At 72.9% G+C, this 19,644-nt stretch carries 10 protein-coding genes; 1 reads left to right on the forward strand and 9 read right to left on the reverse strand.

All coding sequences use genetic code 11. The features are described from left to right. Positions 1 to 238 precede the first annotated feature (238 nt). The 3 genes from ABZ464_RS47990 to ABZ464_RS48000 all read right to left on the reverse strand — a co-directional run bounded on the left by ABZ464_RS47990 (position 239) and on the right by ABZ464_RS48000 (position 3,729). Positions 239 to 1,693 (reverse strand): glyceraldehyde-3-phosphate dehydrogenase, encoded by a 1,455-nt coding sequence (locus ABZ464_RS47990; protein WP_359288509.1) that lies wholly within the window; start codon positions 1,691 to 1,693, stop codon positions 239 to 241. A 163-nt stretch (positions 1,694 to 1,856) separates the two neighbouring features. Continuing rightward, entirely contained in the window at positions 1,857 to 3,299 is a 1,443-nt protein-coding gene (locus ABZ464_RS47995; protein ID WP_359288511.1) for an MFS transporter, read from the reverse strand. Positions 3,300 to 3,327: 28 nt separating this feature from the next. Beyond that, positions 3,328 to 3,729 (reverse strand): DUF3291 domain-containing protein, encoded by a 402-nt coding sequence (locus ABZ464_RS48000; RefSeq protein WP_359288513.1) that lies wholly within the window; start codon positions 3,727 to 3,729, stop codon positions 3,328 to 3,330. A gap of 117 nt (positions 3,730 to 3,846) precedes the next feature. Between ABZ464_RS48000 and ABZ464_RS48005 the strand changes: the two genes are divergently transcribed. Further along, entirely contained in the window at positions 3,847 to 4,464 is a 618-nt protein-coding gene (locus ABZ464_RS48005) for a MerR family transcriptional regulator (RefSeq protein WP_359288515.1), read from the forward strand. Positions 4,465 to 4,569: 105 nt separating this feature from the next. Here ABZ464_RS48005 and ABZ464_RS48010 read toward each other — a convergent pair whose 3' ends face one another. The 6 genes from ABZ464_RS48010 to ABZ464_RS48035 are packed head-to-tail and all read right to left on the reverse strand — an operon-like array spanning position 4,570 to position 19,605. Next, entirely contained in the window at positions 4,570 to 5,874 is a 1,305-nt protein-coding gene (locus ABZ464_RS48010) for an FAD-dependent oxidoreductase (protein WP_359288517.1), read from the reverse strand. A gap of 17 nt (positions 5,875 to 5,891) precedes the next feature. After that, positions 5,892 to 6,554 carry a 4-phosphopantetheinyl transferase gene (locus ABZ464_RS48015; protein WP_359288519.1) on the reverse strand — a complete coding sequence of 221 codons (663 nt, stop codon included), beginning with the start codon at positions 6,552 to 6,554 and terminating at the stop codon, positions 5,892 to 5,894. Positions 6,555 to 6,574: 20 nt separating this feature from the next. After that, the gene (locus tag ABZ464_RS48020) at positions 6,575 to 8,377 is read right to left on the reverse strand and encodes an acyl-CoA dehydrogenase family protein (RefSeq protein WP_359288521.1); all 1,803 of its coding nucleotides are present in this window, start codon (positions 8,375 to 8,377) and stop codon (positions 6,575 to 6,577) included. Beyond that, the gene (locus ABZ464_RS48025; RefSeq protein ID WP_359288523.1) at positions 8,377 to 10,074 is read right to left on the reverse strand and encodes an acyl-CoA dehydrogenase family protein; all 1,698 of its coding nucleotides are present in this window, start codon (positions 10,072 to 10,074) and stop codon (positions 8,377 to 8,379) included. The genes ABZ464_RS48020 and ABZ464_RS48025 overlap by 1 nt, the downstream gene beginning before the upstream one ends. Further along, on the reverse strand, positions 10,071 to 11,690 hold the full coding sequence (locus ABZ464_RS48030; protein ID WP_359288526.1) for a PfaD family polyunsaturated fatty acid/polyketide biosynthesis protein: 1,620 nt from the start codon (positions 11,688 to 11,690) through the stop codon (positions 10,071 to 10,073). The genes ABZ464_RS48025 and ABZ464_RS48030 overlap by 4 nt, the downstream gene beginning before the upstream one ends. A 31-nt stretch (positions 11,691 to 11,721) precedes the next feature. Then, on the reverse strand, positions 11,722 to 19,605 hold the full coding sequence (locus ABZ464_RS48035) for a beta-ketoacyl synthase N-terminal-like domain-containing protein (protein ID WP_359288528.1): 7,884 nt from the start codon (positions 19,603 to 19,605) through the stop codon (positions 11,722 to 11,724). Between the last annotated feature and the right edge of the window lie 39 nt (positions 19,606 to 19,644).

The raw sequence follows: 19,644 nt of genomic DNA on the forward strand, positions 1-19,644 counted from the left end.
GACTCCCCCACTCTCGGCTGCGCTCGAGCGGGGGGACCCCCATCGCGTCGCCGCCCTCCTCCGCCTTGCAGCCGCACGCACCACACCCCGCTCGGGTCGGCCGAGAGGCCACGTCGGCTCAGCCGACCTGATCCAAACGACAGGCCCTGGGCCCGACGGCGGTTGCCGCCACATGCCGAGTCGGTGCGCATCTCGCACCTGGAATGCGCACCGACTCCGCGGGTCCTGCGGTGAGGTGCTAGACGCTCGTCGCCGGGTACGTCGGGTACTCCACCCCGGAGACGTGCTGGACGACGCGGACGACCTGGCAGGAGTAGCCGAACTCGTTGTCGTACCAGAGGTAGAGGATGGCGTTGTCGCCGTCGACCTTGGTGGCGCCGGCGTCGACGATCGAGGCGTGGCGGGAGCCGATGAAGTCCATGGAGACCGCGTCGGGGGCCGTGGTGAAGTCGATCTGGCGCCGGAGCGGCGAGGTCAGCGAGATCTCGCGGAGGTGGTCCAGGACCTCGTCGCGGGTCGTCTCGCGGCCGAGGCGCAGGCTGAGGATCGCGATCGAGACGTCCGGCACCGGCACGCGGATCGAGCTGCCGGTGATCGGCGCCTTGAGGTCGGGCAGCGCCTTGGCGACGGCCGACGCGGCACCGGTCTCGGTGATCACCATGTTCAGCGGCGCCGAGCGGCCGCGACGGTCGGCCTTGTGGTAGTTGTCCAGCAGGTTCTGGTCGTTGGTGAACGAGTGGACGGTCTCCACGTGGCCGCGCAGCACTCCGTACTCGTCGTGCATCGCCTTCAGCGGCGGCACGATCGCGTTGGTGGTGCAGGAGGCGCAGGACAGGATCTGCTCGTCCGGCTTGATCGTGTCGTGGTTGACGCCGTGCACGATGTTCGGGACGTCGCCCTTGCCGGGGGCGGTCAGCACGACCTTGTCGATGCCGGGGCGCAGATGCTGGGAGAGCCCCTCGCGGTCGCGCCACTTGCCGGTGTTGTCGATCAGGATGGCGTCGCTGATGCCGTACGCCGTGTAGTCGACCTCGGACGGGTCGTTCGCGTAGATGACCTTGATCTCGTTGCCGTTGGCGATGATCGTGCCGTTCGCCTCGTCGACCGTGATCGTGCCCTGGAACTGGCCGTGGACCGAGTCGCGGCGCAGCAGCGAGGCGCGCTTGACCATGTCCTCGGCGGCCCGCTCGCCACCCCCGCGCACCACGATGGCGCGCAGCCGCAGACCGTTGCCGGAGCCGGTCTTCTCGATGAGCAGGCGGGCGACGAGCCGGCCGATGCGGCCGAAGCCGTACAGGACGACGTCGCGGGGCTCCCGGCGGTCGATCTTGTTGGCGCCCGTGGCGCCGGCGACGGCCTCGGCGGTGAACTCCAGGACCGACAGGCCGCGGTCGTCGGCCCGGTGGGTCTCGGCGAGCATGCCGATGTCGATCTGGGACGGGCCGAGGTCGAGCGTGGTGAGCGCCTCGAGGAACGGCAGGGTCTCGGTGACCGAGAGCTCCTCGCCCGCGATCTGGCGGGCGAACCGGTGGGTCTTGAGGATGCTGACCACCGACTTGTTCACCAGGGAGCGGCTGTGCAGCAGGACCGTCACGTCCCGCTCGCGGTGCAGCTTCCCGATCATCGGGATCATCGACTCCGCGATCTCCTCGCGGTTCTTCCAGTTGGTGAACGAAGCGTCGTTGAGCGTCACGGGCCTATCTTTCGAGCTAGGTGGCGCTCAGATGCTAACCCGATGTTCATCTGATCATTCAAGCGGGGGTCTGCTCAGGTGTGCAGGACGGCCGGGACGGACACCTCGGCGGGGGAGTGTGGAGGCGTCCGCCCCGACCGCCGGTCGGGGGAGAAGAGGCCGGTCAGGCCTCTTCGGGGACCTGTTGCCGGCGTGGGATGCCCAGGGCGCAGAGCGCTCCGGCGAACACCACGGCGACGCCGACCCACACCGCGGGGTGCAGACCGTCGACGAACTGCTGGGGGCCCTCGGTGCTGCCGTGCGCCACGAACACCGTGCTCAGGACGGCGATCCCGAGCGCGCCGCCGACCTCGCGGACGGTGGTGTTGGCGCCGGACGCCTTGCCCGCGTGTTCCTTGGCAACCGAGCCGAGCACGACCGCCGCCGTCGGCGCGAACACGAAGCCCATGCCGATACCGGCCACGATCATCGGGCCGACCAGCGAGGAGTAGTCCGTGTCGACGTCCGCGACCAGGTTGATCCAGCCCAGGCCGATGCCCTGCAGGAAGAGGCCGAGGGCCATCAGCCGGCCGCCGCCCACCTTGTCGGTGAGGAGTCCGGCGACGGGGGCCACGAACATCGGCATCAGCGTCCAGGCGAGGGTGCGCACACCGGCCTCCAGCGGGGTGCGCGGCGGCACGATCTGGAGGTACTGGGCGAGCAGGAACAGCGAGCCGAAGACCCCGAAGTACATGGTCGCGGAGACGACGTTGGTGAGGGTGAAGGCCCGTACGCGGTAGAAGGACAGCGGCAGCATCGGTTCCTCGGCCCGGGCCTCCCAGGCGACGAACGCGGCCAGCAGCACCGCGCCCCCGGCGAACGCGCCGAGCACCTTGCCGGAGGTCCAGCCGTCGGGCTCGCCGTGCACGATCGCCCAGACCACGGCGCACAGTCCGGCCGCCGCCAGCACCATGCCGACCAGGTCGAGCCGGATGCCGGGCAGCGAGCTCTCCTTGAGCGCGAACAGCACCAGCGGGATGGCGATCACGCACACCGGCACGTTGATCCAGAAGATCCACCGCCAGTCCAGACCGTCCACGACCGCGCCGCCGACGACCGGGCCCATCGCCACGGCGAGCCCGCTCACCCCCGACCACACGCCGAGCGCCATCCCGCGCAGCCGCTCCGGCACCGCCTGCGACAGCAGAGTCAGCGACAGCGGCATCACGGCGGCGGCGCCGAAGCCCTGGATCGCCCGGAAGGTGATCAGCTGGGCGCTGGTGTCCGACAGGCCGCAGCCGATGGAGGCCAGCGTGAACAGGGCGATGCCGACGACGAAGACCTTCCGGCGCCCGAAGCGGTCACCGAGCGCGGCGCCGGTCATCAGCAGACAGGCGAAGCTCAGCACGTAGGCGTTGACGAACCACTGCAGTTCCTGGGTGTCCGCCTTCAGGTCCACGGCGAGGGTGTGCAGGGCCGTGGAGACGACGAGGTTGTCCAGCGCGACCATGAACATGGGCACGCTCGCCGCGACGATCGCGAGCCAGAGGGGTATCCGGCGGCCCCCGGCCGCCGGGGCGGAGGCGGCCGGGTCGTCGAGGACCGGGCTCTCTTCGGACAGCGTCATGGTGGGGCTCTCTCCTGGGTGAGGGGTTTCAGGCACCGGTGCGTTCCTGCTCGGCGAGGCGGCGCCGGGCGTCCGTCCAGTCGATGGGCAGGTCGGCGGCGGGGACCTGCCAGAACGTGAAGACCGAGTCCTTCATCGTGGGCCGCAGCCCGTTCATGATCGATTTATGCGGCTCGGTCTTCGCGTACGTGTAGAGCGCGGCCTTGTCCTCCCAGGCCGACAGCGTCCAGAAGGTGCGCTTGAGGGGCTCGGCGACGAGGGACGCGCCGTATGCCCCGGGGGCGCCGGAGACCTGCTTCCACGCGGCCAGCGACTTCAGGAAGAAGCGCGGTACGTCCTTGAGCGAGCGGACCTCCAGCCGGGACGCCATCACGAACGCCTCGGTGTCGGGTGCGGGGGTGCTGACTGTCGTCCAGCGCAGGGTGGGCATGGCTGCGGCCTTCTCTCCGGCGGCGCGAAGGAATATTGGATACCTCTACTATCTATGTTAGACAGTAGAGGTATCCAGTTTTCAAGTGTGGAGCCGACCGAATCGGAGCCGAACCGTATGCGCATCTCCGAACTGAGCCGCCGCAGCGGCGTCTCCGTGACGACGATCAAGTACTACCTGCGCGAGGGACTGCTGCCGCCGGGCCGCCAGACGGCCGCCACCCAGGCCGAGTACGACGACCAGCACCTGCGCCGGCTCCGCCTGATCCGCGCCCTGACCGGCGTCCGCGGACTGTCGGTCAGCACCACCCGTGAGGTGCTCGACGCCCTCGCGGAGTACACCGGGGACACCCACCGCCTGCTGGGCCTCGCCCTGGGCGCCATCCGGGTGGGCGAACAGCCCTCCGACGACGCCTCGGAGGCCGCGGAGGTCGAGGCGCTGGTCAAGGAGCTGGACTGGGACGTCCACGCCTCGGCGCCCGCCCGGGCCGCCCTCGCCGAGACCCTCGCCTCCCTGCGCGCCCTGGGCGTCCCGCTCGACTGGCGGACCCTGCTGCCCTACGCCCGGCTCGCCGAGGACACCGCGGTCCTCGACCTCGACCAGCTCGACGGCCTGGACGACCCGCTGGAGGCCGCCGAACGCGCCCTGCTGCTGACCGTCCTCCTGGAACCCGCCCTGATGGCCCTCAGGCGCATGGCCCAGGAGAACGAATCGGCCCGCCGCCACACGCCCTAGCCGGCGCCCCGAAGGGGCGTGGGGAACTGCGCGACCAGCCACGACGGTGCCGCAGCCGCCCGACGGCAGGCCGCGGCACCCCGAACGGCGCTCCTGGCGAAGCCCTCAGCCGTCGAGCTCCTCGAGCAGCTGCGCCGCCGCGTCCGCGCCCGCGGAGAACGCTGCCTCGTGGGAGCCGATCAGGTCCGGCCCCAGCTGCTTGGAGTGGAAGTAGGAACCGGCCAGCTTCACCCGGGTCCCCTCGTTGGCCCCGTAGATCACGGACTGCCGCTCGCGCAGCGCCATGTCGATGACGGGGTGGGTGTAGTCGAACTCGGCGATGACCGTGGCGGGGTCGACCGGACCGGGCGGGTCGAGGGTGACGAAGTAGTCCCGCTCGGCGGTGAGGTCCTGCAGCTTGTTCAGGTAGTACGTGATGAAGCAGCGGGTCTCCCCGTCCACCTTCACCTTGCCGTAGTTCCAGGCCAGCCAGCCCTCCCGGTCGCTCGGCATCAGGGACGGGTCGGTGTGCAGCACCACCTTGGAGCCGCTGTAGCGGATCCCCTCCACGGCCGCCCGCTGGGCGTCGGTCGGGTTCTCCAGCAGGGCGAACGCCTCGTCGGCGTGGGTGGCGAGGACCGCGTAGTCGAACCGCTCGCTGCCGGAGGCGGTGGTCACCGTGACCCCGTCCGCCTCCTGCCGTACGGCCGTGGCGGGCTCGGAGACCCGCAGATCCGGGCCGGTCGCGGCGAGCGCCTTGCGGACGTACGAGATCGAACCGCCGCCCACCGTCCGCCAGTCCACCCGCCGGCCCCCGAGACCGCCCTCGTCGTGGCCGACGAAGAACGCGATCACCGTGGCCGCCGGCATCTCCCAGACCAGCTCCGCCGGCACCGACCAGACGGCCGAGCAGAGCATGATCAGATACGAGTGGCGGAACTCCTCGCTGTATCCGCCCTGGTCGAGATAGGCGCCCAGCGACATGCCCGCCCGGCCGCGCACGAAGTCCCGCCGGCTCTCCTCGTGGAAGCGGCGCACCTCCCGCCAGACGTGCGGGAACTCGGGGTACCGCTCGGCGTAGCGCTCCTCGATCGCGGCCTCGTCCAGTTCCAGTTCGTCCGTGCCGAACTCCAGACCGCTGTCCTGGTCGAAGAAGGTGAAGCCGCCCGGGTGCGCGACGGTCTCGACGCCGAGCTCGTCGAAGAAGCCGCACAACCGCGGGTAGAAGCGGCGGTTGAACACGATGAACGCCGTGTCCAGGCCGATCACCCGGCCGTTCTCCTCGACCTCCACCGAGTTGGCGTGCCCGCCGGGACGGTGCTCGCGCTCGAAGACGGTGATCCGGGCACGGTCGCGCAGATGGTAGGCGGCGGAGATGCCGGCGGGGCCGGAGCCGATCACGGCGATGCTCACAGGGGTGTGCTCAGACATGGGAGGTCCTTACGTGTTCAGAGGGATGGTGTTCGGGTGCGCAAGGGGCCGCCGCCCTCGGTCGCGACGGCCACGAGATGGTGTGGGGAGGCGCGCAGCAGGGTGAGCCGCCAGCGGGGCGTCATGGCGGGCCTGCGGTGGTCGGTGACGGTGAACCGTCCGCCGCCGTGCCGCCGGAGGACGAGCCCCTCGACGCCTTCGGCCAGTCCGACGCCGAGGCCTTTCAGATAGGCCTCCGCCAGCACCCAACGCTCACTCACGGCGGTGTCGGACGGGCCGTCGAGGAAGACACTCAGCCGCCGCGCCTTCTCCTCGTCGAAGGGCACACGCTCCACGTCCACACCGCAGCCGCGCCCCCGGGTCACCACGCAGACGACCATGCCGTCGGTGTGGGACAGGTTGAACCGCAACCCGCCGTGGTCCAGGGCGAGTTCGGGCCGCCCGTACCGGCTGACGACGAACCGCCAGGTGGCCGGCGGCAGCCCGGTGCGGGCGCTGAGCGCCAGCCGGCCGAGCAGCCGCCCGCCGAGGAAGCGGTCCCGGGACCCGGGACGGATCAGCCGGTCGTGGCGGGAGCGCTCGTCGGGGGTGAGCAGGTCCAGGCCGCCCATGCGCACGGCCAGTTCCCGGACCCGGTGTTCGGGCAGGGTCCACAGGTCCACCGCCCGGGAATCGTTCACGACCCGCTCCTCGGTCCCGCTCAGTGCCGGGCGGCGGCGAGGTCGGCCGTACGGGGCGCGAGCGGGAACTGCCAGTACGAGAACAGCCGGTCGCCCCCGTGGAGACGGCGCAGCGCCCGCATCACCTCGTCGATGTCGCTCTGGTCGGTGGCCGCCTCGTGCGGGCGCAGCTGCCTGCGCAGCCGTTCGAGCTGGAGCAGCAGCACCGCACCGCTCGGCAGCGGCTCCTCCAGGGCCCCGTGCGAGTGCACGAAGGTGAGCACGCACGCGGCGGCGGCGTGCACCAGGCAGTACTCCTTGGCCAGATCGAACACTTCGGCGCACTGGGCGAACTCCCGGCCCAGCCGGACCTGCAGCTCCTCGCAGCGCGTGGCGAGCGAGGCGGTGTGGTCCAGCAGTTCCGTCGCCACGTCGGCGGCCCGCAGCAGCCGGGAGCGCTCGTCGTCCTCCTTGCACTCCTCGGCGAGAACCCGCAGCCGCTCGATCCCGTCGGGCGCGGCGAGCACGGTGTCGTCCCGGCCCCGGCTGGACAGCTCCTGCCGCCAGGGCTCGTACGTCGGCATGGACCGGGTGATGCCGTACAGCACGGCGGCCCGCTCCCGCGCGGTGGCGCGCAGCCCGTCGCCGGCTGGCGTGGTCGTCGCCGTCCTCAGCAGGGCCTGCAACTGCTGCCCGAGGTTGCGCAGGTTCACCACGGTGTTGCCGTCGGCGAAGTTGGCCACCAGCAGATCGCGCAGCAGCTTCTGGAACACGCCGTAGTGCGGGTGCCCGCGCAGGAAGAAGCGGGCGCCGAGCACCACCGACAGCTGGGACATGCTGCGTTCCATCAGCGTCGGCACGAAGTACTTGGCCACCGACGACCCGATGCTGACCTGCTCGGGCGTCACCTGCAGGGCGCGCACGGCGCCGAGGCTGACCGCGTCGGCGACCATGAGGTCGGCGAAGACCTCGGTGAGCTGGCGCCGGCTGTAGGGGATGTCGCTGACCGGCCGGCCGAACAGGATCCGGCCCTCGGTGAAGTCCAGCGTCAGCCGCAGCCCGGTGTCCACGGCCGACATGGCCATGCAGCTGATCTGCGCGCGGGCGATCTGGGTGGACTTCAGGGCGATCTCCAGACCCTGCCCCTCGGCGCCGATCCGGGCCGACTCGGGCACGAACAGCTTCTCCACCCGCAGTCCGCTGATGTCCATGCCGCGCAGCCCGTGCAGCCGCTCGCGCGGCAGCTCCTGCACCGTCCCGACCGGCGCGGTCCGCTTGTCGAGGACGAACAGCGAGAACGCGGCCGGGCCGCCGCGCTCGCCCGTGCGGACGATCGCGGTCATCCCGTCGGACCAGGTGGCATTGCCGATCAGCCACTTCTCACCGGTCACCAGATAGCCGCCGTCGACCTTCTCGGCGGTCATCGCGTTGGCCAGCAGATCACTGCCGTACGCCCGCTCCGACAACCCCCAGGACAGCCGGTAGCCGTGCAGGATGTCGTGGACCGTCTTCCGTTTCTGCTCGTCCGTGCCGGCCACCCACAGCGGCATGAAACCGAGGTTGGTGATGATCAGGGCGGTGGCGGTGGTCGGATCGCGGCGGGCGACCAGACGCAGCAGATTGAACTCCGCCTCGACGTCCCCCGCCCGGCCGCCCTGCTCACCGGGCAACGCGTACTCGGGGACGCCCCAGGCCCGCAGATCGCCCACGAAGTCGTACGGGTACGTCTCACGCTCGTCGTACTCCAGGACCGTGCGGTACGCCATCCGGCTGCCCGGATCGTGCGGGTCCCCGAGGTGTTCCTCGAGCCGCAGCGCCAGCTCGGTCAGATCGGCCTTGGGCATCAGCTCTCTCCTCGGGACTCGGCCGCCAGCCGCACCGGGTCGGCGGTGAACAGCAGACCGCGCTCGCGCAGCGCGGACACGGCGTCGACGGCGGGCAGCAGGTCGGGCCCGTGGCGCCGGGGATCGACGCCGTCCGCACGGGCCAGCAGATAGGCCAGGGCCGCCCGCAGCCAGCCGGACGCGCCCGCCTCGCCGCCGTACAGCGGCCGGCCCCGGTTCGCCCACCACAGGTGGACACAGGCGGCGGCCGCGTGCAGCCAGGCGTAGCGCTCGGCGAGGTCCACCAGCCCGTTCGGGTCGGCGCCGGGCCGGCGCACGGCGGCCCCCTCCGGGCCGAGCAGGGCGACGGCGTCGGCCAGCCGACGCACGAGCGCCGTCGCGCGCGGGTCGGCGAGCTGCTCACAGGCGCTGTCGGCGGTCTCGAGGAGTCCGGCGAGCACGGGATCCGCGCCCCGGACCACCAGGTCCAGCCGGGTGGGCTCGTACGGCGGCAACCCGGCGTCCAGCGTGAAGATCCGCCGCAGCGTGTCCGCGTCCGGCGCCTCGTCACGGGTGACCAGGGCGGGGATCTGCGCCGCGTACGCGCGCAGGTTGGCGAGCGGGCTGGCGTCGATGACCCGGACCACCGCCGTGTCCCGCTGGAGCTTCTGGAACAGCCCCGCGCCCGGCGCCTGTTCGCGCATCACCGAGCGGGTGGCGAGCACCGTCGCGCAGCGCCGCACCAGCTCGTCGCCCGCCTCCGCCACCACATGCTTCGCGGCCAGTGCCCAGACGCTGAACACCTCCGGCACGACGTGCACACCCCGGGCGGCGGCCAGCGCCACCGCGTCCGCCGCCAGCAGCGCCGCCGAGGCGACCGCCAGCTCACGCCGGGCGTACGGCGTCCGCGCCAGGACCGCACCGCAGACACGGCGCTCGTCGGCGAAGCCGAGGGTCAGGCGCAGCGCGGTGTCCGCGACGCCGAGGCTGCCGGCCATGCTCATCAGCCGTACGGCCTGCTGGGCGAGGATCGCCACCTCCAGGCCCTCACCGACCTTGCCCACCAGCGTGCCCTCCGGCACCTCGACACCGCTGAACCGCAGCCGCGCGAGGTCCACGCCCCGCATGCCGCCCGTGCGCGGCGCGGGCTCCCGGACCAGCCCCTGCGCGGCGGGATCCAGCAGATACGCGGAGAACGCGCCCGGCCCGCGCGGACCGGTGCGGGCCACCACGTACACGGCCTCGCACCGCAGACCGTTGCCGACCATCCACTTCTCGCCGTGCAGCCGCCCGTCCTCGTCGACGCGCACCTCGCCCGCCAGCAGATCGCTGCCGTGCCCGGCCTCGGTCAGCGCGAACGCCACCGCACCGCCCCGGGTCAGGATCTCCGCCACCCGCCCGCGCTGCTCCTCGCTGCCGTGCAGCTGCAGGCAGGTGGCGGCGATGATGCTGAACATCGTGCCCGGCATGACGTTCACGTCCCGGCGGGCCGCGGCCCGGACCAGGGTCATGCTGCGGTCGAAGGAGTCGAGCGCGCCGCCCCACTCCTTCGGCAGGTAGTTGAGGTGGAAGCCCGCCGACACGAGCGCACGGCACAGCTCGTCGGGGTGGGCGTCGGCCTCGTCCCGGGCGACGGCGGCCGCGAAACCGTACGGGTTGTCCGGGGCCTCGGGGTCGCCGAGCAACTCCTCCACGGCCTCGGGGGTCGGCGCGCTCATCCGGCGGCCTCCAGGAGGGAGGGCAGCTCCAGCGGCACCGGACGGTAGTCCGCCGCGGACGCCGGGATGGTGACGCCCGCGGTCGCCAGCTGGGCGACCCGCGTGTGGAAGGCCGCGCCCCGCATCAAGTGGTGCGCCACCTCGGCGACCGTCCGGTTCTCGGGGGTCTTGAGATAGCTGCCGGACACCCAGGCGTTGAAGCTGCCCATCGCGGGGCCGCACCAGATCTGGTAGTCGGCACTCCGGTCGGCCTGCCCGGTCACCGCCCAGCGCGAGGCCATGCCCAGGTACCAGCGGAACACCAGCGCCATCCGCCGCTTCGGGTTGCCGGCGGCCCGGTTCAGCTGGTCCGGGTCACGCCGGCTGAAGTACTCCACGCACTCCTGCCAGACGTCCTCCAGCGGCCGCTTGAAGACCTGCGACTCCAGCCGCCCGCGGTCCTCGGCGGGCAGCGCCTCGATGCCGTCGTACGTCTGGTAGAGCCGGTACAGCTGCTGGGCCCGCATCGCGAACATCGAGCCCCGGCGCAGGACCTGGAGCTCCACGCCCATCTCGAACATGTCGGCCGCCGGAGCCATCACACAGTCCGTGACGTCCGCCTGCGCCAGCAGCCGGCGGGTGGCGGGGGAGGTGCCGGACTCCAGACAGGACTGGTTGACCGAACCCGTCACCACATACGCGGCACCCATCGCGAAGGCCGCGGCGACCGCCGTCGGCGTCCCCAGCCCGCCGGCCGCGCCGACCCGGATCGGGGTGGCGTAGCGGTGTTCGTGCTGGATCTGGTCGCGCAGCCGCAGGATCACCGGGAACAGCGCCGGCAGCGGGCGGCGGTCGGTGTGCCCGCCGGAGTCCGCCTCCACCGTGATGTCGTCGGCGAGCGGCAGATGGTGGGCGAGCTGCGCCTGCTCATGGGTGATCAGACCGTCCCGCAGCAGGGTGTCGACCATGGCGGCCGGGGCCGGACGCATGAACCGCTCGGCGGTCTCGGACCGGGACACCTTGGCGATGACCTTGTGGTCGGCGACGATCCGGCCCGAGGCGTCCCGCCGCAGCCCGGCCAGCCGGTAGCGCACCAGATGGGGGGTCAGGCCGAGGAAGGCGGAGGCCTCCACGCACCGCACGCCGTGCCGCAGGAACAGCTCGACGGCCTCCCGCTCCAGCCGTTCCTCGCTGGGGCTGTGGATCAGGTTGACGGCGTACGGCAGCCCGGGGATCTCGGCGGCGAACCGGGCCAGCGCCTTCTCGATGGTCTGCGGCAGCAGGCCGGCCGCGCCGAAGGAGGCGAGGAAGCCGTGCCGGGCCAGGGCGATCACCAGGTCGGCGGAGGCGATCCCGCCGGCCATCGCGCCCGCCATGTAGGACTGCCGCACTCCGTGCGCGGCGCGGAAGTCGGCCGAGCCCAGCCGCTGCGGGGGCAGGGCCGGGGCGGCCGCCAGGACCCCCGGCCCCTCGCCGCCGGCGGCCGCCGTGCCTCCGGCGGCGGCGCCGATGCCCTGCGCCGTGGCCACGATGAAGCAGGGCTGCTCCACCTGGGCGAGAACCTGGTGGATCCCCGCCGGATCGACGCTCGGGTACCCGCTTCCGTACCAGCGGAGCGGAGCCTGTGTCGTGCTCATGGGTAGCAAATCTCCTCGGCTGTGCCGTACGTCAGGCGGTGTCGGGGCGGACTTCGATGGCCACGTCGGTGAGTTCGTAGATGCGCAGGCCCGGCTTCCACAGGTCCGCGTCGGCGATCAGCAGCAGCCGGCCCGCCTCCTCGCGGACCTCCTTGACGTGCACGTCGAAGAACAGCTCGCGGTCGTCGCGCAGGATCTGGCCCCGGTACTTCCACTTCATCTCGACGTCGGTGGCCAGGGCGAAGCGGGGCCGGGCCAGGCCTGCGGCGAGGCCCTGCTCCAGGACGAACAGCCGCAGCGCCTGCAGGACCGCCTCCACACCGAGCGAGCCGGGCATCACCGGGTCGCGGTGGAAGTGGCAGTCGAAGTACCACTCGTCGGGGCGGATGCTGCGGTGGCCGTGCAGATAGCCCGCGCCGTGCCGGCCGCCGTCGGCGACCAGGTCGACCCGGTCCACCAGGTCGAACCGCCCGCCGGGCAGATGCAGTTCGCCCCCGGCGGGGTCCCGGAAGGCCGGGGCCTCCCCGCCGCCCAGCTCGATCCGCCGCACCCGCTGCGCGGCCGGCTGCTCCGCCTCGATCCACGGCTTGACGTACGTACCGCTGTCGAGGCCCACCTGGTTCGACAGGGCCGCCGCGTTGAAGTACCCGAAGAGGGACTCGCCGGTGTAGAACACCTCGCCGTCGGCGGAGAGTTCGTAGGAGAAGTTCTGCAGCACCGCACCGGACACCACGCTCGTCATGAGCAGCCTGGAGTGGTGCCGGACGGTCTTGCCGCGCAGGTCGACGTCCTTGACCAGCGTGGCCCGGCCGTCGAGGTTGCGGATGGCGTACTCCTCGTGCGGCTCGCGGAGCGTGGCGCCCAGGTAGTAGCCGAGGAAGATCGCGGCCTGCAGCGAGCTCTCCATGTGGACGCAGTTCGGCATGTACGGCGAGGAGTTCTCGCCGTAGTACCAGGCGTCGTCCGGCGAGTCGTACTCGGTGACCATCTCCGAACCCGGGCTCAGATCGCCCCGGGTGCCGGTGAGCGACATGACCCGGTCGACGAACTGGAAGTCCCCGTTGGGGATGTACGGCGCCCGGTGATCCCGGTAGATCTCGAACTCGGGACCCATCGCCATGTCCAGCAGGCCCTTGGCGGAGTGGGCGAGGTGCAGCTCGTTGATCAGGGCGGGCTCGCCGCTGCGGTTGCGGCGCCCGAGGAACTGCGGGATGCCGCCGGTCTCCGGCCGGTACGGCGTCCCGGGCTTCTCCACGATCTGCAGGCCCAGGTTCTGCATCCGGACCACCGGCTTGTCCCCGAGGTGGATCAGGACGTCCGCGATCACCGTGGGCCGCGGCAGCAGGGTCAGCTCGGTGACCTCCACCTCGTAGCGGATCTCGGCGTCCTTCGGGGTGACCTGGCCGCGCACCTGGACGTCGATCCGCCGGTCGGTCACCGTCTGGAAGCGGGCGTCCGGCAGCGTCAGGTGCAGGCCCTGGTGCATCAGGTAGATCTGGAGCAGCTGGACGGCACCCTCGGCGATCAGCGAGCCGGCGAGCACCGGGTCGTCCGGGAAGTGGCAGGTGAAGTACCAGCCGTCCGGCTGAAGGCGCTTGACCGCGCCGATCGAGCCGAGCCCGCACGGTCCGCCCTTGCGGTCGATGGTGACCTCGTCCACCATCCGCAGCCGCTCGTCCGGAAGCCGCAGCGCCGGGTTGATGCCCGGGTCCTGCGCGTGGTCCGGCCCGAAGACCTCACCGGGCCTGCCCTGCGCGAGCAACTCCAGGTCGGCGGCGTCGAGTCGGTGCTTGCGGGCGTGGGCCAGCGGCTTGAAGGTGCCCCGGGGCAGTGCGGCGCGACGGGCCCGGTCCTTGTCGCTGATGACGACGCCGAGCGGGGTCTGGAGCTCCTGCTTGCTGAAGAAGCCGGCGCAGGCGTCGCGGAGTTCGAGGATCAGCTCGTCGTCGGCGTAGCAGTCGTAGCTGAAGAAGAAGATCGTGGTGTCGCCCTGGTGGACGAAGCGGTCGATGGAGATCTCGTAGCGGAGCGTCTGCCCGGTCCTGGGCAGCCCGCCGCGGAAGATCAGCGAGCTGTCGAGCAGCCGGTAGACCCGCTCGCCCTTGTTGCGGAAGTCGATGCCCAGATAGCTGACCAGCAGCAGGTCGCACTGCCCCGACTCCACGGTCACCGCGGGCGGCACCCCGCCGTCGACGGCGTACCAGGCGTCCTCGGGCACCACGTACTCGGTGGTGATGCGGGAGGGCTCCAGCACGCCGGGCTTCGCGTCCAGCTCGGTGACCCGGGTGACGAAGTGGTACGGCGGTGCGGGCAGCCGGACCCGGGCGCCGAAGGTGTCGATCTCGGCGAACTCGGGGCCGAACACCTTGGCGACGGAACCCGTCGCGAACTCCAGCAGATCGGCCTCGTCCCAGATCACGCCCTCGTGGACCCGGGCCGGGGGAGGCGTCTCGGCGGAGGGGGACGCGGGGAGAGCGGGGGCAGGCGTGGGGGGCGTGACGGCCGGGCGCGCGGGTACGGCGGGCCGGGCGGGGGCCGGGGCGCCGGCGGACGGGGTGTCGAGCAGGGCCTCGGCGCGGTCCAGGGTCGCCGACTGGAGCACCCGGTGGGTCTCCATGACGACACCGTGGGCGGCGAGCATCTCCTGGCGCAGTTCCCGCACCAGGTCGGCGGCGGCCCTGTGGCCGGGGACGGCCGTCGGAGACGACGCGAGCGGCGCGGTGGCGGGTGGGGTGCGCGGGGTGCGCGGAGCGGTCGGGGACGGCGTCGGCTCGGCCGGGGCGGCGGCGGGCGGCTGCGGACCGCCCCAGGGAAGGACCGTGAGGGGATCTCCGTCGAAGGTGATCACCTCGGAGATCTCCAGCGTCGGGTCGGCGGGCATGGCGGGGGGCTCCTCCGGCGGGACGGACAGAACGGGGACGGGTGCGGCGGGGTCGACGGACCGAGCGGGTCCGGCGGACGGCGCCGACGAGGTCGTACGGGCCACGGGCTGCGGGACCGCCGGTGTGGGGGGCCGGGGGGCCGAGTGGGCCGAGTGGGCCGAGTGGGCCGGGGCGGCCTGCCGGGGGTGCCCGGCGGCCACGGCCTGGGCGGATGCGGGGGTCGGGTGACCTGCGGGGGTCGGGTGGCCCGTGGGGGTCAAGTGGCCCGTGGGGGTCGGCTGGGGGTGCCGGGAGGCTGCCGCGGCCTCGTGTGAACTGTGCGCTGCGGTCTGCTGCGAGCGGTGCTCCGTGGTCTCGGGCGAGCGATGCTCCGCGGTCTGCGGCGAGCGGTGCTCCCCAGGCTCCGGTGAGCGGTGCTCCCTGTTCTCTTGCGAGCGGTGCTCCACCGTCTCCTGTGAGCGGTGCTCCACCGTCTCCTGTGAGCGGCGCTCCACGGCGGATCGTCCGGCATGTCCGCCGGCCGAGGCCTGCCCGGCGGCGTGTGCGGCGCGTTCGTCGACGAGGACCTGCTCAGTGGGGTGTGCGGCGGACCCGTCGGCGAGGACCTGCCAGGTGGCGTGTGCGGCGCGTCCGGTGGTCAGGGCCGCGGCCGCCTCGCGGGCGATGCGGTCCGGGATGGGCTCGCCCTGGCCGACCCGGATCAGGGGCAGCCGGCGGGCGGCGCGCGTGCCGGTGGCGTTCTCGGCCGGAGCCGCGCCCAGCAGGGCCGTCAGATCCACCGGCAGCCCGTGCCCGACCAGGCGGGCCACGAGATGGGCGAGCGGTGTCGTCGCCGGGACGCCCCGGCGGTCCACGCAGGCCGCCACGTGCGGCGCGTCGCCGAGCGTCTCGCGGATCCACCGGGAGCAGGTGGCGCCGGGGCCCACCTCGATGAAGTAGCGGTAGCCGCGCTCGTAGGCCGCGTGCACCAGCCGCGGGAAGTCGATCGTCGAGCGCAGGGTCGTCGCGATGCGCCGCGGCGACTCGCCGAGCCGCTCGGCCGGCAGCGGCAGATAGTCGTACGCGCTGAACAGCTCCAGGTTTCCGAAGGAACCGAGGGGATAGTCGTTCAGCCCGGCCAGGCCGTCGAACTCGGCGTCCACCACCGGGCAGTGCATGACCACGTTGACCGGGGAGCGGGCCGCGCGGCAGCCCAGTTCCTCGATCAGCGCCCGGCACTGGACCGGGTCGCCGGCGATGACCAGTTCCTGCGGTGTGTTGACGTGGGTGAGGTGGACGCGGTCGTAGCGGGCGAGTGCCTCGCGCACCGGCTCGGCCGGGGTGAGCAGCACGTGGGAGGCCCACACCCGCTCGTCGGCGAGGTCGTCGGACAGTCCCCACAGGTCGCGCACGGTGCGCCGCGGGCCGCACAGCCGGTCCTGGAAGACCGGGCTGTCGCTGATCAGCGCGTCGCTGCGGCCCGCCGGGTCCCAGCCCTCGGTCGCGAACAGCATGCTGGACTCGCCCAGGCTGTAGCCGAATCCGCCGTGCGCGGTGACGCCGAGCACGTCCCGCACCAGCGCGGTGTAGAGGATCGCGAAGCTGGTGCCGGTGGCGAGCATGAACGGCACGTCGTCGCCGAGGCGTTCCTCCAGCGTCATCAGGTCGCGGCGGGTGAGCGCCTCCCGGGTGCGGGGATAGAGCTGGGCGGCGCGCAGCATCCGGGCCGGCTCCGCGGCCTGGTCCTCGAAGCGGTCGAGCAGCGCGGGGAAGGCCCGGAAGAGATCCGCGCCGAGGCCCGGATAGCTGTTGAACGCCCCGGGGAAGACCAGCGCGACGCGTCCGTCGGGCCCGAGGGGGCGGGGGGTGAAGAAGGAACCGGCCGGAGTGGCCCACTCCCTGCCCTCGGCGTGCGCAGCGGGCACGTCCCGGGCCGCGAGCTCCAGTTGTTTGCGCAGTGCCGCGCGGTCCTTGCCGACGAGCACGGCCCGCAGCCGCTTCCCGGCCGACTCGTCGGCGGCCTGGCGGGCGAGCACGCGCGGATCGGCGCCGTCGTCGAGCAGGGCGCGGTACCGCTCGGCCTCGGCGACCAGCCCCTCGGGCGTCCCGGCGCCCAGGACCAGCAGCACGGGACCGCCCGCCCGGTACCAGTCGGCCGTACGGCGGGGGCGCTCGGCGCCCGGTACGGAGGACAGCACCACATGGGCGTGGGAACCGCCCGCGCCCACCATGTTCACGGCGGCGTGGCGCCGCCCGCCCGTCTCCTCGCGCAGCCAGGGGCGCGAGGCGTCGGGGACGTAGAGCGCGGAGGCGGCGAAGGCGTCGGCGAGGTCGGCGGCGGGGCGCTGCCAGCCCGGCGTGCCGGGCAGGTAGGCGTGCCGTACGCACAGCACGGCCCGGATCAGCCCGGCCAGTCCGGCCGCGCAGCCCGCGTCGCCGATCTGCGCCTTCACGCTGCCGAGAGCGGTCGTGCCGGTGTCTGTGTCCCTGCCTGTGTCCCTGTCGGTGGCCCTGTCCGTGTCGGTGCCCGTAGCCGTGCCCGTAGCTGTGTCCGTGGCCGATCGGTAGATCCGGGACAGAGCGGTGATCTCGGAGCGGTCCGCGTCCGCGGTGCCCGCCGCGTGGGCCTCGAGATAGCCCACGTCCGCGGCGGTGATCCGCGCCTCGGCCAGGGCCGCGTGCGCGGCCTCGGCCAGCTGCTCGGCGGCCGGACCGGGCAGCGGGCCGGTCGCCGGCGCGTGCCGTACGGCGATCCCGTCGATCCGGGCGTACACCCGGCCCCGGGCGGCGTCCGCGCGGGTGACGACCAGGGCTCCGGCACCCTCACCGATACGCCGGCCCCGGGCGCCCTCGCCGAAGGAGAGCCCCGGCCCGGCCGCGAGACCGGGGCCGGTGAGCAGGTTCTCCGCCGAACCGGCCAGGTCGACGGCGCCGACCAGCACCGCCTCCAGGTCCGGGTCGAGCAGCAGCAGCCGCGCGACCTCCAGGGCCTCCGCCGTGCCCGCGCCGTCGGCGGACAGGGTGAACGACGGGCCGGTCAGGTTCCACCGGGAGGAGATCCGCCCGGCCATCACGTTGCCGATGTAGCTGAGGACCTCGTTGGCGCCGATCGGGTCGACGACGGCGTCCCGGGACACCTCGGCGAGCGCCGCCCGCTGCTCCTCCGTCAGCGACACGCCCGCCTTGTCGAACTCGCGGCGCAGGAAGGCGCCGAGCCCGTACCGGCTCAGCCGGGCGTGCGAGTACGGCTCCAGCTCGGCCACCACCACCACGCCCACCCGGCGCGGATCGGGGGTGTCGCGCGCCCCGGTGCCGAGCCGGTAGTCGGCGTCCCGCAGCGCCTCGTCGGCGACCTTGGTCATCAGCGCGTGCTGCGGGTTGTAGATGCGCAGGTCGGACGGGGGCACGCGGAGCTGGACGGGGTCGACCTCCACGCCGTCGACGAACGCCCCGTGCGGCGCGCCGCCGGTGAGCCCGGCCGCGGCCAGCGTGCCGGTGTCGGTACGGTCCAGGCCGCGCCACCGCCGCTCGGGCAGGGGGCGCAGATCGTGCTCGCCGCGGTGGACGGCGCCCTCGAAGGCGTCCAGGGTCTCGAGCGAACCGAAGTGGGCGCCCAGGCCCACCACGTCCAGCGAGGGCAGCGCGTCCGGGGCGGGGACCACGTCGGGCGCGGGCAGCGCGTCGGGCTGCGGGGTGTCGGGGGCGTTGACGGCTTCGGGGGCCGACAGCACGACATGCGCGTTGGTCCCGCCGAAGCCGAACGCGGAGACCGCCGCGCGCCGCGGCCCCGGTCCCTCGGGCCATGCCCGCGCCGCCCGCACGAGGGCCTCGCCGCCGACCCGGCCGTCCGGGGAGGAGATCGGCTGATCCACGCCGACCGTCGGCGGAATGGTGCCGTCGGCCATGGCCAGCACGACCTTGAGCAGACTGCTCAGCCCGGCCACCGTCAGCAGATGCCCGATGTTGCCCTTGACCGAGCCGAGCAGCGGCACCTTGCCGTGCGCGCCGAAGAACTCGGCGACGGACTCCGCCTCCGTGGCGTCCCCGATCGGGGTGCCGGTGGCGTGGCACTCCAGGTAGTCGATGTCGGCCGGGTCGACTCCGGCGTCCGCGTAGGCGCGGGCCAGGGCGTCCAGCTGGCCGCTCTTGCGGGGCACCAGCGGGTGGCGTCCGGCACCGTCGTTGGACAGCCCGATGCCGTCCACGACGGCGTGGATGCGGTCGCCGTCGCGCAGGGCGTCGGCCAGCCGCTTGACCGCGACCATGCCGGCGCCCTGGCCGGTGACGATCCCGCCGGAGCGGCTGTCGAAGGGCTGGCTGAAGCCGTCCTGCGGATAGGCGTGCAGATCGGAGAACGACAGATGGATCAGTGTCGGATCGGGGGCGCAGACCCCGCCCGCCAGCACCAGGTCCGCCTGGCCCGAGGCGAGGTGGCCGCAGGCCAGGCTGAGCGCGTACAGCGCCGACGAGCAGGCCGCGTCCAGACAGTAGCGGGGGCCGCCGAGACCGAGCGCGGCGGCGGTGACCGCGGCGGGCGAACCGCTCACCCGCAGGTTCTCCGGCACGATCGCCCCGCGGTCGATCAACGGGCCCGCGGCGAGCCCGGGCAGGCCCGCGCGGCGCAGCCCGGCCAGCACGGCCTCCTGCGCCAGCGGGACGCTGACCTCGGCCGAGGTGGGCGTGGGGAAGGAGTAGTTGCCCATCACCAGACCGGTGCGGGCCAGCGTCTCGGGGCGGGCGTCCAGGCCGCAGTCCCGCAGCGCCTCGCGGGCGGCGTGGATCGACCAGTGGAAGATCCGGTCCAGGCCCGCGAGGTACCCGGCGTCCAGCCGGTAGCCCTCGGGGTCGAACTCGAAGCCGGTGACGAACCCGCCGCGCCGGGAGGTGATGCGGTGGCGGGGGTCGAGGTCACGCTCGTCGAGCGGTGCCCCGAAGACCTCCTCGCCGCCGTCCCGCCGGCTGTCGACGCCGTCGCGCAGATTGTTCCGGAACTGCTCGGGCGTCCAGGCGTCGGGGAACAGACAGGAGACCCCGACGATCGCGAACTTGCTCATGGAAGTTAAGTCCCTCCAGGGTTCCGGGGGCCCGGCGGG

This window comes from Streptomyces sp. NPDC005820 (assembly GCF_040630255.1).
GTDB lineage: Bacteria > Actinomycetota > Actinomycetes > Streptomycetales > Streptomycetaceae > Streptomyces.

Excerpts from the sequence above, each read along its gene's own strand:
- ABZ464_RS47995 (WP_359288511.1), bottom strand. The coding sequence starts at position 3,299 with ATGACGCTGTCCGAAGAGAGCCCGGTCCTCGACGACCCGGCCGCCTCC.
- ABZ464_RS48000 (WP_359288513.1), bottom strand. The coding sequence starts at position 3,729 with ATGCCCACCCTGCGCTGGACGACAGTCAGCACCCCCGCACCCGACACC.
- ABZ464_RS48005 (WP_359288515.1), top strand. The coding sequence starts at position 3,847 with ATGCGCATCTCCGAACTGAGCCGCCGCAGCGGCGTCTCCGTGACGACG.
- ABZ464_RS48010 (WP_359288517.1), bottom strand. The coding sequence starts at position 5,874 with ATGTCTGAGCACACCCCTGTGAGCATCGCCGTGATCGGCTCCGGCCCC.
- ABZ464_RS48020 (WP_359288521.1), bottom strand. The coding sequence starts at position 8,377 with ATGCCCAAGGCCGATCTGACCGAGCTGGCGCTGCGGCTCGAGGAACAC.
- ABZ464_RS48025 (WP_359288523.1), bottom strand. The coding sequence starts at position 10,074 with ATGAGCGCGCCGACCCCCGAGGCCGTGGAGGAGTTGCTCGGCGACCCC.
- ABZ464_RS48030 (WP_359288526.1), bottom strand. The coding sequence starts at position 11,690 with ATGAGCACGACACAGGCTCCGCTCCGCTGGTACGGAAGCGGGTACCCG.
- ABZ464_RS48035 (WP_359288528.1), bottom strand. The coding sequence starts at position 19,605 with ATGAGCAAGTTCGCGATCGTCGGGGTCTCCTGTCTGTTCCCCGACGCC.